We start from the raw sequence: 18,145 nt of genomic DNA, 5'->3' as shown, positions 1-18,145 counted from the left end.
TCAACAGTAGCGATACGGGCAAAAGATCGTGGATTTTAGCCGGGATTTCATCGCGCTCGCCTGCCGCAAGGGCGTGCTGCGCTTCGGTAGCTTCATCACCAAGGCGGGTCGCAACTCGCCTTATTTTTTCAATGCCGGGCTGTTCGACGACGGTGCCTCCTTCCGTGAGCTCTGCGGGTATTACGCCCGCGCCATCAGTGAGTCGGGTGTCCGCTTCGACATGCTGTTCGGGCCGGCCTACAAGGGCATTCCGCTGGTCGCGGGCACTGCGATCCGGTTGGCGGAGGAGGGCGTGGACCTGCCCTTTGCCTTCAACCGCAAGGAAGCCAAGGACCACGGCGAAGGCGGCACGCTGATCGGCGCGCCGCTGGCCGGCAAGGTGCTGATCCTGGACGACGTCATTTCCGCCGGCACTTCGGTGCGCGAATCGGTGGAGATCATCCGCGCCGCCGGTGCGGAGCCGGCCGGGGTGGTCATTGCGCTGGATCGCATGGAGCGCGGCAAGGGCACGCTGTCGGCGGTGCAGGAAGTGGGGGAAACCTTCGGCATTCCGGTGATCGCGGTGGCGACGCTGGAAGACCTGATCGGCTTCCTGGCGGACAGCCCGCAACTGGTCGAGAACCTCGGAGCGGTGAAAGCCTACCGGGACACCTATGGGATTGCGTCGGCTCGCTGACATCGGCCTGGCGGTGCTGCTGGCAGCGCCGCTCGCAGCCTCTGCCCAGAGTGGCGGCGGCAAAACCATCTATTGCTGCGACATCGGCGCTCAGCCGATCTGCGGCGATGTGCTTCCCGCCGCCTGTTATGGCCGGGCCTATCGCGAGATGAGCCCGCAGGGCGTGATACGCCGTCAGGTGGCGGCGCCGCTTACGGCGGATGAGATCTCCCGCCGCAATGAAGAGACCCGGGCGCGTGCCGAAGCCGAGGCCCGCCTGGCGCGGCAGCGGCGGCTGGATCAGGCGCTGCTGGATACGTACCAGAGCGTGGCGGACGTGGAGTCCCGGCGCGATCGCGCACTGGCCGACCTGGACAAGACCCTGGCCAGCCTGCGCCTGCGCGAGGCTGAACTGGTGGAGCGGCGCAACCGCATCGCCAAGGAAGCCGAGCCCTACCAGGGCAAGGCCGTGCCGCGCGAACTCGCCGACGATCTGGACAACGCCAATGGCGAGTTGAGTGCCCATCGGTCGGTCATCGATGCCAAGCAGCGAGAGCGGGAATCCATCCGCGCCCGGTTCGAAGAAGACCGGCGACGTTACATCGACCTGACGACAGACGCCCCGCGCCGCTGAGCTTGTGCGGCCAGGCCGTCGCCGGCCGGCGGGGCGCAGTCCTGAAACAGAGAGTTTTCCCATGAGTGCCGCGAACAGCACGGTAGTACGTGCCGCCTGTCCCCACGACTGCCCCGATACCTGCGCCATGGAGGTGACGGTTGAGGATGGCCGTGCGGTGCGCCTGCGGGGCGCCGACGACATGCCTTTCACCAACGGCGCGCTGTGCACCAAGGTGGCCCACTACCTCGAGCGGGTCTATTCCGACCAGCGCCTGCGCTATCCGATGAAGCGGGCAGGCCGCAAGGGCGAGGGCCGCTTCGAGCGCATCAGCTGGGACGAGGCGCTGGACACCATTGCTGCGAAGTTCCGCGCCCTTGCCGCCGACGATCCCCGCGCCATCCTGCCTTACAGCTTTGCCGGCACCATGGGCCTGGTGCAGGGCGAGAGCCTGGACCGGCGCTTCTTCCATCGCCTGGGCGCCTCTTTCCTGGAGCGCACCATCTGCTCCTCCGCCGGCACCGCCGGTTGGAAGGCCACCATAGGCGCCTCGGTGGGGGCCGACCCGGAAGCGGTCGCCAATGCCGAGCTGATCCTGATCTGGGGCGGCAACCCCATCGTCTCCAACCTGCATGGCTGGCGCTACCTGCAGGAAGCGAAGCGCAGGGGCGCGCGGCTGATCTGCATCGATCCGCGGCGCAGCGAGACGGCCGAGAAGTGCGACCTGCACCTGGCGCCACTGCCCGGCACCGATGGTGCGCTGGCGCTGGCGATGATGAACGTGCTGATCGTGGAGAACCTGCTGGACCGCGACTACATCGCCGCGAATACCCTGGGCTTCGACGCGTTGGCCGAACGGGTGGTGCAGTTCACGCCGGACTGGGCGGCGCCGCTCACCGGCCTGCCGGCCGCGGCGATCCGCGAGCTGGCGCTGGAGTACGGCCGCTCGCAGCGCACTCTGATCCGCCTCAATTACGGACTCAACCGCTGTGCCGGCGGCGGCATGGCGGTACGCAACATCGCCTGCCTGCCGGCGCTCACCGGTGCCTGGCGCCACGCTGGCTGCGGCGCGCTGCTGTCGACCTCCGGCAATTTTCCGCTGGACGGCCAGGCGCTGGCGCGGCCGGATCTGTACCCGGACGCGGAGCGCTTCCCACCGCGCAGCATCAACATGTCCACCATAGGCGAGGCGCTGCTCAGCGCCGGCGAGCCGCCGATACGGGCGATCTACGTCTACAACTCCAACCCGGTCGCGGTGGCGCCGGACAGCAACCGGGTGCGTGCCGGCTTCATGCGCGAGGATCTGTTCTGCGTGGTGCACGAGCTGTTCCAGACCGACACCGCCGACTACGCCGACATCCTGCTGCCTGCCACCAGCCAGCTGGAACACCGCGATCTGCACACCACCTACGGTCATTACTACGCGGTGGCGAACACGCCGGCGATCGCGCCGCTGGGCGAGGCCAAGCCGAACACCGAGGTGTTCCGCCTGCTGGCGGCGCGGCTGGGCTTCACCGAGCCGGCGTTGTTCGAGAGCGACGAGGACATCGCCGCCTCCGCCTTCCGTCGGCGCGATCCGCGTGCGCTGGGGCTGGAGCCGGAGAAGCTGGCGGCGCGCGGCTGGGCGCGCATCAACCTGCCGCGTCCCTTCGCGCCCTTCGCCCGCGGCGAGTTCCGCACCGCTTCCGGCAAGTGCGAGTTCTATTCGGAAATGCTGGCCAGGCGCGGCCAGGACCCGCTGCCGGCCTGGCATCCGCCGCACGAGTCGGTGCTCAGCAACCCGGAACTGGCGCGGCGCTACCCGCTGGCGCTGATCTCGCCGCCGGCGCGCAATTTCCTCAACACCAGCTTCGCCAACATGCCGCGCTTCCTGGAGCGCGAGGGCAGCCCCAGGCTGGAGATCCACCCGGCGGATGCCGAGGTGCGTGGCATCGCCAGCGGCCAGCGCCTGCGCATCCACAACGACAGGGGCGCCTTCCACGCTCTCGCGGTGGTCACCGACAAGGTGCGGCCCGGCGTGGTGGTGTGCCCCTCCATCTGGTGGCAAAAGCTCTCCGGCGACGGCGAGAACGCCAATGCGGTGACTTCCTCCGCGCTCACCGACATGGGGCGCGGGCCGGTGTTCTATGACTGCCTGGTGGAGGTCGTACAGGCGCCGGCGGTGGTGGCGGAGGCGGGCTGAGTCCGCCGTCCCGCTTGCGGTAAGCCGCGCTGCCGCGGCCTCGGCGGCAGGCGTATGATCCGCCCGTACCGAATCCCGAACGCTAGTTGCATGACTCCCGACTACGATGCCGTCGCCGCCCTGGTGGCTGGCGCCCGGCGCATCCTCTTCATCACCGGCGCCGGTATCTCCGCTGACTCCGGCCTGCCGACTTACCGCGGCATCGGTGGCCTCTACCATGAACGGCTGACTGCGGAAGGACTGACCATCGAGGAGGCGATGTCCGGCAGCATGATGGAGGCGCATCCGGAGATTTCCTGGAAGTACCTTGCCGAGATCGAGCGCAATTGCCGAGGCGCCGGCCCCAACGCCGCCCATCGCCTTATTGCCGAGCTTGAGCGGGAGAAAGCCGGGCATGGCGAGGCAGTGTGGGTGCTGACGCAGAACGTGGATGGCCTGCACCGTGCGGCCGGTTCGACGAAGCTGATCGAGATCCACGGCAGGGTGCATCACCTGCGCTGCACCGAATGCCCGCATGAGCGCGACGTGGCGGACTTCGCCGGTCTGACGCTGCCGCCGCCCTGCCCGCTGTGCGGCGGCGTGCTGCGGCCGGACGTGGTGCTGTTCGGCGAAATGCTGCCGCAACGTGCGCTGGACCGGCTGCAGGCGCTGCTGGGCCAGGGCGTGGACCTGGTGCTCTCAGTCGGCACCACCAGCGTCTTTCCCTACATCGCCGGGCCGATCTGGTGGGCGCGGCAAGCGGGTGTGCCCTCGGTGGAGATCAATCCGGGCGACACCGAGGTCAGCCACCTGGTGAGTCATCGCCTGCAGGTTGGCGCGGCGGAGGCGATGGGGGAGCTCTGGCGCCGCCTGCATCCGGAGGCGGGTGCGGCTTAGGGGCCGGTTCGAGGGGCGGACCGAGTTTTTTGCGCAGATCGCCGGATCTCGCCCAGGCGTGGCAAAGGCGCCCGCGCCCAAGCTCTGCGCCAAAGAGAAACGGCAGCCTGCCCCGCTGCCGTTTCCTTGGTTACAGCAGCACCCGCTCGATGCCGCCACTGTTGGCCTTGGCCACGTAGTCCGGCATCCAGTTCTCGCCCAGCAGGTGCTTGGCCAGTTCGACCACGATGTAGTCCGGCTCCACGCCGCCGGCGTCGTCGGCGTAGCGCGACAGGCCCTGCAGGCAGCTCGGGCAGGAGGTGAGGATCTTGCTCGGCGCGTCCGGCTGCGCCTGCTGCAGCTTGGCCACGCCCTTTTCGATCTCTTCCTGCTTGCGGAAGCGCACCTGGGTCGAGATGTCAGGCCGGGCGACCGCCAGCGTGCCGGACTCGCCGCAGCAACGGTCGGACAGATCCACCCGCGTGCCCATCAGCTCATTGGCCACCTTGATGCCGGAATGCACCTTCATCGGCGTGTGGCAGGGCTCGTGGTACATGTAGTTCACGCCCTGTATGCCCTCCAGCTTCACGCCCTTTTCCATCAGGTACTCGTGGATGTCGAGCAGCCGGCAGCCGGGGAAGATCTTCTCGAATTCGTACTTCAGCAGTTGGTCCATGCAGGTGCCGCAGGACACGATCACCGTCTTGATGTCCAGGTAGTTCAGTGTGTTGGCGACGCGGTGGAACAGCACCCGGTTGTCGGTGGTGATCTTCTGGCCCTTCTCTTCCTCGCCGGCGGCGGTCTGCGGGTAGCCGCAGCACAGGTAGCCCGGCGGCAGCACTGTCTGGGCGCCGACGTGGTAGAGCATGGCCTGGGTGGCGAGGCCGACCTGGCTGAACAGGCGCTCCGAGCCGCAGCCGGGGAAGTAGAACACTGCCTCGGCATCCACCCCCGCCCTCTGCGGGTCGCGGATCACCGGGATGACCTTGTCGTCCTCGATGTCCAGCAGCGCGCGCGAGGTCTTCTTCGGCAGCTTGCCCGGCATCGGCTTGTTGATGAAGTGGATGACCTGCGCCTGCACCGGCGCCTTGCCCTGGGTGGCCGGCGGCGCCTTGGTCTGCGGCTGCACCAGGCCCAGGCTGCGGCCGACCTTGTTGGCCAGGCGCTGCGCTTTGTAGCCCCAGTCGATCATGCCGGTGCGGATCAGCTTGATCGTGGCCGGGTCCTTGATCGTGAGGAAGGCCATGGCGGCGGCCTTGCCGGGGTTGAAGGACTTCTTGCCCTGCTTGCGCAGCAGGTTGCGCATCTTCACCGAGACGTCGCCGAAGTCGATGTCCACCGGACAGGGCTTCTCGCACTTGTGGCAGACGGTGCAGTGGTCGGCCACGTCCTCGAACTCCGCCCAGTGGGCGAGCGAGATGCCGCGGCGGGTCTGCTCCTCGTACAACATGGCCTCGACCAGCAGCGAGGTGGAGAGGATTTTGTTGCGCGGCGAGTACAGCAGGTTGGCGCGCGGCACATGGGTGGAACACACCGGCTTGCACTTGCCGCAGCGCAGGCAGTCCTTGATGTCGTGCGCGATTTCGCCGATCTCGGTGCGCTCCATGATCAGCGATTCATGCCCCATCAGGTTGAAGCTGGGGGTGTAGGCGTTCTCCAGGTTGCCCTTGATCGGGCCGCGCCGCATCAGCTTGCCGCGGTTGAAGCGGCCTTCCGGGTCCACCTTGGCCTTGTAGTTCCAGAAGCTGGTCATCTCCTCGTCGGTGAGGTAGTCCAGCTTGGTGATGCCGATGCCGTGCTCGCCGGAAATCACCCCGCCCAGCGAACGCGCCAGCGCCATGATGCGGTCCACCGCGCGGTTGGCGGTCTGCAGCATCTCGTAGTGGTCGGAGTTCACCGGCAGGTTGGTGTGCACATTGCCGTCGCCGGCGTGCATGTGCAGGGCGACGAAGACGCGGCCGCGCAGCACCTGCTTGTGGATCTCCTGGATGCGGGCGAGCACCGGGCCGAACAGCACGCCGTCGAAGATCTTGTCCAGCCGCGGCTTGAGCTCGGTCTTCCAGGAGACGCGGATGGAGTAATCCTGCAGGCGGTGGAATAGCCTGGGGTTGGCAGCGCGGTTGCTCAGTTCGCCGGCGACCACGCCGTAGGCGGCGAAGCGGCTCTCGGCCTCGGCCAGCGGCAGGTCCAGGTTCTCCAGCAGCCATTCCCAGCGCAGGCGCACCGCCTCGATATAGTTCAGCGCGGCCTCGCGGCGATCGCCGATGACGACTTCCTGCTCGAGGTTGGCGTCGCCCTGGTCCAGCGGCAGCGGGCCCTTCAGGAAGTCGGCCAGGGTGCGGCACAGCTCCAGCTTGTTGGAGATGGAAAGCTCGATGTTGATGCGCTCGATGCCGTCGCAGTAGTCGCCCATGCGCGGCAGCGGAATCACCACGTCTTCGTTGATCTTGAAGGCGTTGGTGTGGCGGGAGATGGCGGCGGTGCGCGAGCGCTCCAGCCAGAAGCGCTTGCGTTGCTCCGGCGATACCGCGATGAAACCCTCGGCGCCGCGGGCGTTGGTCATGCGCACCATCTCCGAGGCGGCGGCCATCACCGCGTTCTCGTCGAAGCCGACGACGTCGCCGATCAGCACCATCTTCGGCCGGCCGTGGCGCTTGGCCTTGGTGGTGTAGCCCACCGCCTTCACATAGCGCTCGTCCAGGTGCTCCAGGCCGGCCAGCAGCACGCCGGCCTGGGCGCCAGGGGCGCCAGGCTTGAAGTAGTCGGTGATCTCGACGATGGCCGGCACCGCCTCGCGCACTTGGCCGAAGAATTCCAGGCAGACGGTGCGGGTGATGGGCGGCATCTTGTGCAGCACCCAGCGCGCGGCCACGATCAGGCCGTCGGTGCCTTCCTTCTGCACGCCGGGAATGCCGCCGAGGAATTTGTCGGTGACGTCCTTGCCCAGGCCGTCCTTGCGGCAGTGGGCGCCGGGCATGGAGAGCAGCTCTTCGCCCAGCGGCGCATAGGTGAGGCCGTCGAAGCGGCGCAGGCGGAAGCGGGCGATGTGCTGTTCGTGGATCTTGCCGAAGTTGTGGTCCAGCCGCTCCACTTCCAGCCAGTTGCCGTCCGGCGTGACCATTTTCCACCACGCCAGGTTGTCCAGCGCTGTGCCCCACAGCACCGCCTTCTTGCCGCCGGCGTTCATCGCGATGTTGCCACCGACGCAGGAGGCGCTGGCGGAGGTCGGGTCCACTGCGAACACCCTGCCGGCATTGCTGGCGGCCTCGGCCACCCGGTCGGTGACCACCCCGGCGCCGGTGCGCACGGTGGCGTAGGGCGAGGCCATCGGCTTGCCGTCGGCGTCCGGCAGCAGCATCTCTTCCACCGTGCCGATGGCGATCAGCTTCTCGGTGTTGATGACCACCGAGCTGGCATCCAGCGGCACCGCGCCGCCGGTGTAGCCGGTGCCGCCGCCGCGCGGGATGATGGTCAGCCCCAGCTCGATGCAGGTGCGCACCAGCGGCGCCATTTCCTCCTCGGTGTCCGGGTAGAGGACGACGAAGGGATACTCGACGCGCCAGTCGGTAGCGTCGGTGACGTGGGAGACGCGGGCGTGGCCGTCGAAGCAGATGTTGTCGCGGCGGGTGTGGTGGGCCAGCGCCTTCAGCGCGGTCTTGCGCCGGCGGGCCGTGTTCTCGAACCAGCACTCGAAGTCCGCCACCGCTTCGCGCGCCCGCACCAGCAGCGGCGCGACCAGGTCGTTGCCCTGGCGGCGCTTTTCGATTTCGTTGAGACGATGGTTGAGGGCGCCGATCAGCGCCTCGCGCCGCTCGCGGTTGCCGAGCAGGTCGTCTTCCAGGTAGGGGTTGCGCCGTACGACCCAGATGTCGCCCAGTACCTCGTACAGCATGCGCGCCGACCGCCCGGTGACACGCTCGCCGCGCAGCTCGTCCAGCACTGCCCAGGCTTCCGTGCCGAGCAGGCGGATGACGATCTCGCGGTCGGAGAACGAGGTGTAGTTGTAGGGGATTTCGCGCAGGCGTTGGGTCATCGGTGTGCCGGGCAAACTGCTGCAGGGAAACCCGCAATTCTAACGGACCAGCGGCGCACCCGCAGCACAAATCAAGACCGTAGGCCCGGCAGGGACAAGCCTCCAGGCTAGCTCTTTCGTTACATCCGGCCGCTTGCGGGCGCCGCGTGGTGCCGCTCAGGGCAGGGCGGCGGTCAGCGCGATCTCGATTTTCCAGCCCGGATCGACCAGCGCGGCAACCTGCACGCAGGCGCGCGAGGGCGCGCTGCCGGCCGGCACCCAGGCTTCCCATACTGCGTTCATCGCCGGCGCTTCGGCGAGATCGGTCAGGTAGATGGTCGCCATCAGGATGTGGGCGGGAGAGCTGCCTAGGCGGGCCAGTTGCCGGGCCAGGCTTTCCAGTACCTCGGTGGTCTGCTGCGCGATGTCACCGCCGCTGCCCGTCGGGACTTCGACCAGATAGGCGACGCCGTTGTGGACAACGGCGTCTGCATAGCGGGCGGTGACGCCGTGACGCTGGATCTCGTTCATCGGGAACTCCGGAGGGGCTGGGGGGAGGGGCGGAGTATAGGCGGGCGGCCAGCGCGGCGGTCAGCTCATCGCCCAGGCGATGGCGGCGTAGCGCAACCCCTTGCCCACCGCCATCCACAGCAGGCAGGCCGGCCATGGCAGGCGAAGCAAGCCGGCGCCGGCGCACAGGGCGTCGCCGATCAGTGGCACCCAGGACAGCAGCAAGGTGGTAGTGCCGTACTTTTCCAGCCAGTTCAGGCGGGCTGGCATTTCCTTGCGCGGGAGCAGCCGCGCCATCAGGTAAGTGGTCATGCCACCCAAGGTGTTGCCCAGGGTCGCGAGCAGCAGTGCGGGAAACCAGAGCTCGGGCCGCAACGCGAGCAGGCCAGCGAGTACCGCCTCCGAGCCTCCCGGCAGCAGCGTCGCCGAAAGAAAGGCCGACACGAAGAGGCCGCCCAGGCCTGCGGTTGCGCCGGCGTCAGGCATGGATGAGGCGTCCGGCGTCTTTCGCTCGGGCAGGATGAGCCTTGCCTTCTGCATATTTCATGTTGACGAATGCATATGTCGTTTGCAAAATTGAGCGGCTTTCCTCTCTATCGCCTAAGGAGATACGCCATGAACAAGCCGTCCATTTTCGCTGTCGCGTTTTGCCTGCTGGCCGTTTCATCTTCGGTGGCCTGGGCCAATCCCCAGCATGAGCGCATGAAACGTTGCAACCAGGAGGCCCGTGAAAAATCCCTCAAGGGCGATGAGCGCAAGCAGTTCATGTCCGGCTGCCTGTCGGGCAAGCACGAAGGGCAGGGTGAGGTCGCCAGCAAGGGCACCAAGCCGGAAACAGCCGCCAAGACTACCAAGACGCAGCCTGCGGCGCCCGCGGAGAAGGCGAGTGGGGCGAGTGCTGCGAAACCGGCGGTAGTGCCGGTGGCCGCAAGCAAGGAAGCTGTGCTGGATCCGAAGGAGAGGATGAAGGCCTGCAACCGCCAGGCGACGGAGAAGACGCTGGCGGGCGACGAGCGCAAGCGCTTCGTCAGCGAGTGCCTGAAGGGTTGAGGGTTCGGTGGGATGCAGCGGGATGCGGCCGGGTGGACGCGGCTGAGGGGGATTCAGACGATGTCGAAGAACACCAGGTCGCGTTCCACTTCATTGGCCGAGAAGCCGCAGCCAATGCGGCCCGGCCCGATCAGCGTCAGTTCCGCATGCTTCACGCAGTGCTCCGCGGCGCCGTCCATGGAAACATAAGTGCCGTTGGTGCTCTGGTCGATCAGGATGAAGCCCTCGCGGCGACGCTCGATGCGGGCGTGCTGGCGCGAAGCGCGCGGATCGATGATCACCAGGTCGTTGCCCAGTTCGCGGCCCAGCAGCAGCACCGGCCGCTGCTCTTCCACGAACACCACCTCCTGCTGGTGCCGCAGGCGCAGACGTTGGGAAACCCTGGCAGTCGGGGGTACCGAAGTCACCATGCCAACGCGGTGGCCTATGGTGAAGACCGGCCACTCCAGCTTCTCCAGCACCGGATCGTGAACCGCCTCGGTGCCAGCGAAATGGCGGGTGGAGGGGGTGAGCAGCATGACGGCCGCGCCGCTCGCCAGCGCCTGGCCTGGCCGGCACAGGCCGGCCAACTGGCGGGCGATGTCCAGGCCGCCCTCCTCCTGCCCGGCGACGCCGTAATGCAAGCCCAGGCGAACACTGAGCTGGGCGCCGCTGAGAGGCGGCAGTCCGAGGATGCGGTCCAGGATCTCGCAGGCAGCGAGCACGCCGGAGTCGCAGCGTTCGAAACTCATCGCCACCGCGCTGCCATTGCGCTCGAGTATTGCGCCCTCCTGGCTGGCCGCGGCGCGGTCGATGCGGTGCATGCAGCGCTCGAGTGCATGAGCGGCCTCGGTCGCGGCAGTACGGTCGCTCAGGCGGTCGGCACCGGTGATTTCGGCAACGAGCAGGCAGAGATTGCGGCGTTCGGACATGTCAGTTCCCGCTCCGGAGCCCGGTCGGCCGGCAAGCGTGGGCCGGGCTGCAACAAAGGAGGGGAACGGCGCTTTTCATCGTTGGCGGTCGGCGGGGGGCTGGGATGCCGGCTGAGTGTTGTCGGTCCGGCTCTCGGCGCATGATGATCAAATGCCTTTGTGGAAGCAAGCCCCGGACGGCGGCCTTATTCCCGTTCCGGTACGTGGGCGGCGATGCTGATGGTGTGGGCCGGATGAACGGGCAATTCCGGGCGATCGAAGGCGATGTCGCCTTCGTCTACCGGGGTGTTTCGGGTCAGGCCGCTGAAGTCGAAGAGCTTGTCGTCCGCAAGGTGTGAAGGCACCACGTTCTTCAACGAAGTCGCCAGCGATTCAATGCGGCCAGGATAATCCCGCGCCCAGCCCTGCAGCATGGCCTTGATCTGCTTGCGCTGGGCGTTCTCCTGCGAACCGCAGAGATTGCAGGGGATGATGGGGTACTCCATCGTGCGGGCGAAGCGCGTGATGTCGTTCTCGGTGCAGTAGGCCAGCGGGCGGATCACCACATGTTCGCCGTCGTCGCTCACCAGCTTGGGCGGCATGGCCTTGATCTTGCCGCCGAAGAACATGTTCAGGAACAGGGTCTCCAGGATGTCGTCGCGGTGGTGCCCCAGCGCGATGCGGGTGGCGCCGATCTCCTTGGCGGTACGGTAGATGATGCCGCGGCGCAGGCGCGAACAGAGCGAGCAGGTGGTCTTGCCCTCGGGAATCTTGTCCTTGACGATGGAGTAGGTGTCTTCGGTGACGATGCGGTACTCGACGCCGATGGACTCGAAGTAGGCCGGCAGGACGTCGTCCGGGAAGCCGGGCTGCTTCTGGTCCAGGTTCATCGCCACGATGCGGAAATCCACCGGTGCACGCTCGCGCAGCGCCAGCAGGATGGACAGCAGCGAATAGGAGTCCTTGCCGCCGGAGACGCACACCATCACCGTGTCGCCGTCGCCGAGCATGTTGTAGTCGGCGATGGCCTCGCCCACGCTGCGTTCCAGTTTTTTCTTCAGGCGCAGGAAGGTGTTGGAAAAGCGGGTTTCGCCGGCCTCGGTAGCTGGCGCGGCGGAGGAGGCGGGCGGAAAGGTTGAGGCGGTGGCGATGGACACGACGGTGAACTCGGGGAAAAAACGTGCTGGATTATACGCTTGGCGCTTCCCCGCGCCGTGCCGGCATGGTTTCTGCCTGTTGCGGCCGTGCTTCAGAGATGGGCGCTGCGGCCGCCGTCCACCGCCAGGATCTGGCCGGTGATGTAAGGCGCGTCGAACATCAGGAAGCGCACCGTGCGGGCGATGTCGGCCGGGCTGCCTTCACGCTGCAGCAGAGTGTGGCGGACGATGGCGGCGCGCTCGTCGCTGGGGAACTGGCCGTCCTCCGGCCACTCGATGGGGCCGGGGGCGACGCCATTCACCCGCACCGCCGGTGCCAACTCCATTGCCAGCGCCCGCGTCAGCCCGGCAAGGCCGGCTTTGGCCGCGCAATAGAGCGGGTAGTGCCGCAGCGGCCGTTCGGCGTGGATATCCACGATGTTGATGATGGCACCGCCGCGTTTGCCCAGTTCATCCGCCACCGCCTGCGACAGGAACAAGGGTCCCTTGAGGTTGGAGCCGACCAGATCGTCCCATGCGGCGCGGTCTATCTTGCCCAGCGGCGTTGCGAAGAAACTGGAGGCATTGTTGATCAGGCCGTCCAGCTGGCCGAAGGCGGCGATCGCCTGTTCGGCCACGGCTTCCGGTACGCCGTCTTCGCCGAGATCTCCACCGACCACCCCGGCCGATCCGGCCCGGATTTCGTTCAACTGGCCGGCCAGTGAGCGCGCCTCGCTGCCGGAGCGGCGGTAATGCAACACCAGCCGGGCGCCGGCCGCATGCAATTGGCGGGAGATTTCCGCGCCCACCCTGCGGGCGGCGCCGGTGACGAGGATGACGGGGGCGTCCGGGTTCATGTGGGCGATTGTCGCTGCTCGTTGGGTTCCTTGGAAGCCGGGACGGGCGTGGCCCGCCGGGGCGTCGGCTACAATGCGCGCCTTCCGACCGCCGCCGCCTCCACCATGTCCTCCCTGCCTCAGCCTTCTGCCGACGCGCTTCAGCAAAGCGAGCGCCTGACCGAACTCGTGAAGCGGGAGATGACGGCCGCCGGCGGCTATCTGTCCTTCGCGCGCTACATGGAGCTGGCGCTGTACGCGCCTGGCCTCGGGTATTACAGCGGTGGCGCGCGTAAGTTCGGTCCGGGCGGTGATTTCATTACCGCGCCGGAACTCACGCCATTGTTCGGTCAAGCGTTGGCGGCGCAGGTGCAACAGGTGATGGAAGCCAGTGCGCTGGCGGTGATCGAGGTCGGTGCCGGCACTGGCCTGCTGGCGGCGGATTTGCTGTTGGAACTGGAGCATCGCGGTTGCCTGCCGGAGAGCTATGCCATCCTGGAGCTTTCAGGCGAATTGCGGGAACGGCAGTTCGACACCCTGGCGCAGAAAGTGCCGCATCTGGCCTCCCGGGTGCGCTGGTTGGACAGCCTGCCCGAGACCTTCTCCGGTGCGGTCGTCGCCAACGAGGTGCTGGACGTGATGCCGGTCCACGTCATGGTGTCCCGCGCGCAAGGGCTGTTCGAGCGTGGCGTTGCCCTGGATGACGCCGGCCGGCTGTGCTGGGCGGACCGTCCGGCCACCGGCGCAGCGGCCGAGGCGACGTTGGCACTGAAGCTGCCGGCGCCCGCCAGCGGCGAATACGTGTCCGAGATGAATCTCGCCGGGCGGGCCTGGATCGCCGCCTGGGCGGAGCGCTTGCAGCAGGGCGCCTTGCTATTGGTGGATTACGGCTACCCGGGCGCGGAGTATTACCTGCCGTCCCGCAGTGGCGGCACGCTGCTGTGCTACTACCGCCACCATGCCCATGGCGACCCTTTCCTCTGGCCAGGGCTGAACGACATCACCGCCTTCGTGGATTTCACCGCCATCGCCGAGGCCGGCTATGAGGCCGGGCTGGATGTGCTGGGCTATACCAACCAGGCCCAGTTCCTGTTCAACTGCGGCGTGCTGGAATGCCTGGCCCGGCGAGGGCCGGAAGACAAGGCGGATTACGTGCGGGCAGCGCGCGCGGTGCAGCGGCTGACCGCGCCGCACGAGATGGGCGAGCTGTTCAAGGTGCTGGCACTGGGCCGCGGGCTGGGGCAGCCGCTGATCGGTTTCAGCCGCGGCGATCGCCTGCACACGCTGTAGTCCTGCATGGCCGTGACTGCGGGCTGTGGGGCCTGCGCCTGCCTGGCAGGGCGCCGCGATCGAGCGACCTCCCGCAACATCACTACGGAAAGTCACTGCAGGGAGCAGGCTCCCTGCCGGCGCATCATTCCTGGCTGCGATACATCGCGTTCAGGAAGGCCTCGACATCGATGGGCGGTGGCATTTCGCGGCGCGGGCGCTCGGGCTCGAGAGCTTCCTGCAGTTGCAGTGCGGCCTGCGGTTGCGGCGGCAGCCAGCTGGCATTCAGCACTTCCTCGTCGTAAGGGGCGGGGTCAGTCATGGCCTGCCCCGAGCTCATTTGCATGACGATCATCATGATGGCCTCCACGCTCTCTGTCGGATCCGTCAGATCCTTGGCTACTTTATCGGCGGCGGGTGGTGTTCCTTGAATGAGGGTTCCACCGTCTGCCGTCGTCGTTGGCGCCTGCTGACGAAGGGCGCCGATGCAGCCATCTTCTGCTTACGGTTTCGCCCCGGCGCGGAAATTCCTCACAGCCCGTGCTCTAGCAGCCACCCGGCGATGCGTTCCGCCACCCGCAGCCAGTCGCGCTCCAGCATCAGGCCGTGGCCCATGTCGTCGAAGATCTCCGCGCGGCTGCCATACGTGGCGGCGGTCATCTGTACCTGCGGGGGCGGAATCAGGGTGTCGTGTCCGGCGCCGAGGACCAGCAGCGGCGTACGGTGCATGGCGGCCGGGTTGGGCAGGTTGAACAGCGTCATATCCCAGATCGCGCGGTGGGATTCCGGCTGGCTCAGGCGGTAGTAGCGCTCCAGGTCCGCCGGGGCCACCGGCTGGTGGAACAGGGCTTCGCGCAGGCTGGCGATGTCCACCTGGTTGCCGTTCATGATGCGGTTGAGGTCGCCGAGCAGGTTGGGCCGGGTCAGCGCCAGATGGAACATGGAAAAGCCCAAGCCCTGCGGCGGAACCGAGCACAGCAGCGCGACCGCCGGTGCGTCGTGGCGCTCCAGGTACTTCTGCACCACCAGCCCGCCCATGGAATGGCCGACGAGGATGGGGGGCGCGGGCAGCGCGGCGGCGACGCGGGCGACGTCCGCCACGTAGTCATCTATCGAGTAGGCGTCCAGCTGCTGCCGCTCAGGGCTGGCGCCGTGGCCGGACAGGGAGAGCGCGTAGCTGGTCCAGCCTTGCTTGGCGAACCAGGGCAGGAAGTGCTCTTCCCAGCACCAGGCGCCGACGTAGGCACCGTGGATGAAGAGCAGCGGGTTGGCGTGGGCGGGTTGGGCCGGCGTGTGGCAGAGCACCTCCAGGCCACCGAAGCGGCTGGTGTTCATTGCGGCACCTTGCGGCCGCGTTCCACCGCCGGGCGGGCGGCAATGGCCTGGAACCAGCGGTTCACCGCCGGGTAATCCTCCAGTGAAATGCCCTGCCACTCATGGCGGCCTATCCAGGGGAAAGTGGCGATGTCGGCGATGGAGTAGCTGCTGCCGGCCAGCCAGTCGCGGTTGGCGAGGCGGCTTTCCAGCACGGCATAGAGGCGCCTGGCTTCCTTGGCGTAGCGCTCCATCGGGTAGGGCAGGCGCTCCGGCGCGAAGCGCAGGAAGTGGTGCACCTGGCCCAGCATGGGGCCGATGCCGCCCATCTGGAACATCAGCCATTGCAGCACTTCGTAGCGCTCGCGGGCGTCCTGCGGCAGCAGGCGGCCGCTTTTCTCGGCGAGGTAGATGAGGATGGCGCCGGACTCGATCAGGGTGATGGGGCGGCCGCCGGGGCCGTCGCTGTCGACGATGGCGGGGATCTTGTTGTTCGGGTTGATGGCGAGGAATTCGGGGGCGAACTGTTCGTCGCGGGTGATGTTGATGGGGCGCACTTCATAGGGCAGGCCCAGTTCTTCCAGGGCGATGGAGACCTTGTAGCCGTTCGGCGTGCTCCAGGTGTAGAGGGTGATCATGGACGGGGTTCCGGTTCTGTCGTTCGAAGGGCGGGATTGCGGTTGCCGCTGCGCTGGGGGTCTAATCGCGCTTCGTCGCGGGGAGCGGGCAATGCTGAAGTGGGTGGTGGTGGTCGTGCTGGTGGTGGTGCTGAGCGGGCTGATCCAGCCCGGGCTGGCGGGCCGCCTGCGCTTGGGCCATCTGCCCGGGGATGTGTCTTTCCGCCTGCGCGGCCGTCATTTCCACTTTCCTTTTACCACCACCATCCTGTTTTCCTTGCTGGCCTGGGTGCTGCTGCGGGTCTGGTGAGCGCTCATTGCCCGTTTGGTGCGCTGTCTTGCTCCGCCCCGCGGCGCAGGCTTTTCACCGCCTCCACCCGCGCGGCGTGCACCCGCTGCGGAATCTGCGCCTTGTCTATGCAGGCACGGGCGATGGCGCCGGCGTCCACCGCCCGCACCGCTGCCAGCGCCGCCTGCCAGGCAGCGGCCGGAAGCCATGGGGCGTCGGTGGCGTTACCGCGGCCGCGGTGATCGCAGGCGCTGGCGTCCAGCATGGCGTGGAAGCGTTCCGGCCGTCGCAGGGCATCGCTGCGCTCCAGGATCTTGACGATGGTATCCGGCCGCAGCTCGGTGATGCGCGGTAGTACGCCATGCTCGCGTGCGACCAGCACGGCCAGGTCGCGGCAGTCGGCGGGCGCCTTCAGGCGCTCGGAGACCTCGCGCGCCAGCGTGGCGCTGCGGGCTTCGTGGCCGTAGTGATGCGGTAGTACGGCTGCCGGTGTCTCGCCTTTGCCGAGGTCGTGCAGCAGGCAGGCCCAGCGTACCGGCAGCGGGGTATCGGCCGCAGCGGCGGCATCGATGACCATCAGCACATGCTCGCCGGTATCGATTTCCGGGTGGTACTTCTCCGGCTGCGGCACGCCGAAGAGCTTGTCCAGCTCCGGCAGCAGCCGGGCGAGGGCGCCGCAATCGCGCAGCACCCGGATCATGCGTGAGGGCCGTGCTTCCATGAGGCCGCGGGCGATCTCCTGCCACACCCGCTCCGGCACCAGATGATCCACTTCGCCGTCGGCCACCATGGACTTCATCAGCGCCAGGGTTTCCGGCGCGACGTTGAAGTCGTGGAAGCGGGCGGCGAAGCGGGCGAGCCGCAGGATGCGCACCGGGTCCTCGACAAAGGCAGGGCCGACGTGGCGGAACAGCCGCGCCTGGAGGTCGGCCTGGCCGCCGTAAGGGTCGATCAGCGTGCCGGCCTCGTCGCGGGCGATGGCGTTGATGGTGAGGTCGCGCCGCGCCAGATCTTCTTCCAGCGTAACGTCTGGCGAAGCGTGGAAGGCGAAGCCGGCGTAGCCGCGGCCGGTCTTGCGTTCGGTGCGGGCGAGGGCATATTCCTCTTGCGTTTCGGGGTGGAGGAAGACGGGGAAGTCCTTACCCACCGGGCGGAAGCCGCGGGCCAGCATTTCATCCGGCGTGGCACCGACCACGACCCAGTCGTGGTCCTTCACCGGCAGGCCGAGCAGGGCGTCGCGCACGGCGCCGCCAACGATGTAGCTGCGCATCAGCCGTACAGATCCTCGGAAGGCAGGTGCTCGCTTTCCTGCCGCGCGGCTTCCGCCCAGGCCTTCATGTGCGGATTGGCCAGCATGGTGGCGAGGTAGGCGCCGGCCGGGCCCTCCGGCGTCACGCCATAGGTGGCGAAGCGGAAGCAGACGGGCGCGTACATGGCGTCGGCGATGGAGAAGGCGCCGAACAGGTAGGGGCCGGCGGTGGCAAAGCGGCTGCGGCAATCGTTCCAGATGGCGGTGATGCGGGCGATGTCGGCCTCCACTTCGGGGCTGCGGCCGTGGCCGGCGTAGTCCTTGCGGATGTTCATCGGCATCTTGCTGCGCAGGGGCACGAAGCCGGAGTGCATCTCGGCGCTGACCGAGCGCGCGACCGCGCGCGCGGCGCGGTCGGCGGGCCACAGGGCAGGGTTCTGCTCCGCCAGGTACTCGTTGATGGCCATCGAGTCCCAGACCGCCAGACCGTGGTCGATCAGGCAGGGCACCTTGGCCGACGGCGAGTGCGCCAGGATGCGTTCGCGGCTGCCGGGAATGAACAGCGGGATGCGGATTTCCTCGAAGGTGAAGCCGCCTTCGCGGGCGGCAAGCCAGGCGCGCAGGGACCAGGACGAATAGTTCTTGTTGCCGATGATCAGCTTCATCTC

Annotated in this window: 18 protein-coding genes; 7 read left to right on the top strand and 11 right to left on the bottom strand. The window is 67.5% G+C overall.

What is annotated here, in order from left to right; all coding sequences use genetic code 11:
- Positions 1-25 precede the first annotated feature (25 nt).
- The 4 genes from pyrE (at position 26) to GRF61_RS09515 (ending at position 4,326) form a co-directional block, all read left to right on the top strand.
- Positions 26-676 carry an orotate phosphoribosyltransferase gene (pyrE, locus tag GRF61_RS09530; protein WP_348982373.1) on the top strand — a complete coding sequence of 217 codons (651 nt, stop codon included), beginning with the start codon at positions 26-28 and terminating at the stop codon, positions 674-676.
- Positions 654-1,289 (top strand): hypothetical protein, encoded by a 636-nt coding sequence (locus GRF61_RS09525; protein ID WP_169150426.1) that lies wholly within the window; start codon positions 654-656, stop codon positions 1,287-1,289. The genes pyrE and GRF61_RS09525 overlap by 23 nt, the downstream gene beginning before the upstream one ends.
- 61 nt (positions 1,290-1,350) lie before the next feature.
- Positions 1,351-3,450: a molybdopterin oxidoreductase family protein gene (locus GRF61_RS09520; protein WP_169150425.1), complete on the top strand. Its 2,100-nt coding sequence runs from the start codon at positions 1,351-1,353 to the stop codon at positions 3,448-3,450.
- A 90-nt stretch (positions 3,451-3,540) separates the two neighbouring features.
- Entirely contained in the window at positions 3,541-4,326 is a 786-nt protein-coding gene (locus GRF61_RS09515) for an NAD-dependent deacylase (protein WP_169150424.1), read from the top strand.
- 130 nt (positions 4,327-4,456) lie between these two features.
- On the opposite strand, the gene GRF61_RS09510 is transcribed toward GRF61_RS09515, so the two are convergent.
- The 3 genes from GRF61_RS09510 to GRF61_RS09500 all read right to left on the bottom strand — a co-directional run bounded on the left by GRF61_RS09510 (position 4,457) and on the right by GRF61_RS09500 (position 9,313).
- On the bottom strand, positions 4,457-8,338 hold the full coding sequence (locus tag GRF61_RS09510) for an FAD/FMN-binding oxidoreductase (protein WP_169150423.1): 3,882 nt from the start codon (positions 8,336-8,338) through the stop codon (positions 4,457-4,459).
- Between the two features lie 156 nt (positions 8,339-8,494).
- Positions 8,495-8,848, bottom strand: a complete 354-nt coding sequence (locus GRF61_RS09505) for a RidA family protein (protein WP_169150422.1) — start codon at positions 8,846-8,848, stop codon at positions 8,495-8,497.
- Positions 8,849-8,908: 60 nt separating this feature from the next.
- Positions 8,909-9,313, bottom strand: a complete 405-nt coding sequence (locus tag GRF61_RS09500) for a YqaA family protein (protein ID WP_169150421.1) — start codon at positions 9,311-9,313, stop codon at positions 8,909-8,911.
- Between the two features lie 129 nt (positions 9,314-9,442).
- Here GRF61_RS09500 and GRF61_RS09495 point away from each other — a divergent pair, with 129 nt between their 5' ends.
- Positions 9,443-9,877 carry a PsiF family protein gene (locus tag GRF61_RS09495; protein ID WP_169150420.1) on the top strand — a complete coding sequence of 145 codons (435 nt, stop codon included), beginning with the start codon at positions 9,443-9,445 and terminating at the stop codon, positions 9,875-9,877.
- A gap of 53 nt (positions 9,878-9,930) precedes the next feature.
- Here the strand turns inward: GRF61_RS09495 and GRF61_RS09490 are convergent, their stop codons facing one another.
- The 3 genes from GRF61_RS09490 to GRF61_RS09480 all read right to left on the bottom strand — a co-directional run bounded on the left by GRF61_RS09490 (position 9,931) and on the right by GRF61_RS09480 (position 12,760).
- The gene (locus tag GRF61_RS09490) at positions 9,931-10,788 is read right to left on the bottom strand and encodes an FHA domain-containing protein (RefSeq protein WP_169150419.1); all 858 of its coding nucleotides are present in this window, start codon (positions 10,786-10,788) and stop codon (positions 9,931-9,933) included.
- A gap of 185 nt (positions 10,789-10,973) precedes the next feature.
- Complete coding sequence (gene ttcA, locus GRF61_RS09485) at positions 10,974-11,918, bottom strand: tRNA 2-thiocytidine(32) synthetase TtcA (protein ID WP_169150439.1); 945 nt, start codon at positions 11,916-11,918, stop codon at positions 10,974-10,976.
- A gap of 98 nt (positions 11,919-12,016) precedes the next feature.
- On the bottom strand, positions 12,017-12,760 hold the full coding sequence (locus GRF61_RS09480) for a pteridine reductase (protein WP_169150418.1): 744 nt from the start codon (positions 12,758-12,760) through the stop codon (positions 12,017-12,019).
- Between the two features lie 105 nt (positions 12,761-12,865).
- On the opposite strand from GRF61_RS09480, the gene GRF61_RS09475 reads away from it, so the two are divergent.
- The gene (locus GRF61_RS09475; RefSeq protein WP_169150417.1) at positions 12,866-14,029 is read left to right on the top strand and encodes an SAM-dependent methyltransferase; all 1,164 of its coding nucleotides are present in this window, start codon (positions 12,866-12,868) and stop codon (positions 14,027-14,029) included.
- A 124-nt stretch (positions 14,030-14,153) separates the two neighbouring features.
- On the opposite strand, the gene GRF61_RS09470 is transcribed toward GRF61_RS09475, so the two are convergent.
- From GRF61_RS09470 to GRF61_RS09460, 3 genes are all read right to left on the bottom strand, one after another.
- The gene (locus tag GRF61_RS09470; protein WP_169150416.1) at positions 14,154-14,366 is read right to left on the bottom strand and encodes a hypothetical protein; all 213 of its coding nucleotides are present in this window, start codon (positions 14,364-14,366) and stop codon (positions 14,154-14,156) included.
- Positions 14,367-14,539: 173 nt separating this feature from the next.
- Positions 14,540-15,343 carry an alpha/beta fold hydrolase gene (locus GRF61_RS09465; RefSeq protein ID WP_169150415.1) on the bottom strand — a complete coding sequence of 268 codons (804 nt, stop codon included), beginning with the start codon at positions 15,341-15,343 and terminating at the stop codon, positions 14,540-14,542.
- Entirely contained in the window at positions 15,340-15,960 is a 621-nt protein-coding gene (locus tag GRF61_RS09460; RefSeq protein ID WP_169150414.1) for a glutathione binding-like protein, read from the bottom strand. The genes GRF61_RS09465 and GRF61_RS09460 overlap by 4 nt, the downstream gene beginning before the upstream one ends.
- Positions 15,961-16,051: 91 nt before the next feature.
- Here GRF61_RS09460 and GRF61_RS09455 point away from each other — a divergent pair, with 91 nt between their 5' ends.
- On the top strand, positions 16,052-16,249 hold the full coding sequence (locus tag GRF61_RS09455; protein WP_169150413.1) for a DUF2905 domain-containing protein: 198 nt from the start codon (positions 16,052-16,054) through the stop codon (positions 16,247-16,249).
- Between the two features lie 4 nt (positions 16,250-16,253).
- On the opposite strand, the gene GRF61_RS09450 is transcribed toward GRF61_RS09455, so the two are convergent.
- Complete coding sequence (locus GRF61_RS09450) at positions 16,254-17,498, bottom strand: multifunctional CCA addition/repair protein (RefSeq protein WP_169150412.1); 1,245 nt, start codon at positions 17,496-17,498, stop codon at positions 16,254-16,256.
- Complete coding sequence (locus GRF61_RS09445) at positions 17,498-18,142, bottom strand: glutathione S-transferase family protein (protein ID WP_169150411.1); 645 nt, start codon at positions 18,140-18,142, stop codon at positions 17,498-17,500. Before GRF61_RS09445 ends, GRF61_RS09450 begins: the two co-directional genes overlap by 1 nt.
- Between the last annotated feature and the right edge of the window lie 3 nt (positions 18,143-18,145).

Origin of the sequence: Azoarcus sp. TTM-91, assembly GCF_012911025.1 — a bacterium.
In the GTDB taxonomy this organism is placed as follows: Bacteria; Pseudomonadota; Gammaproteobacteria; order Burkholderiales; family Rhodocyclaceae; genus Azoarcus.
Note: the sequence above shows the minus strand (reverse complement) of the source record. Positions and strands in the feature narration are given on the sequence as shown.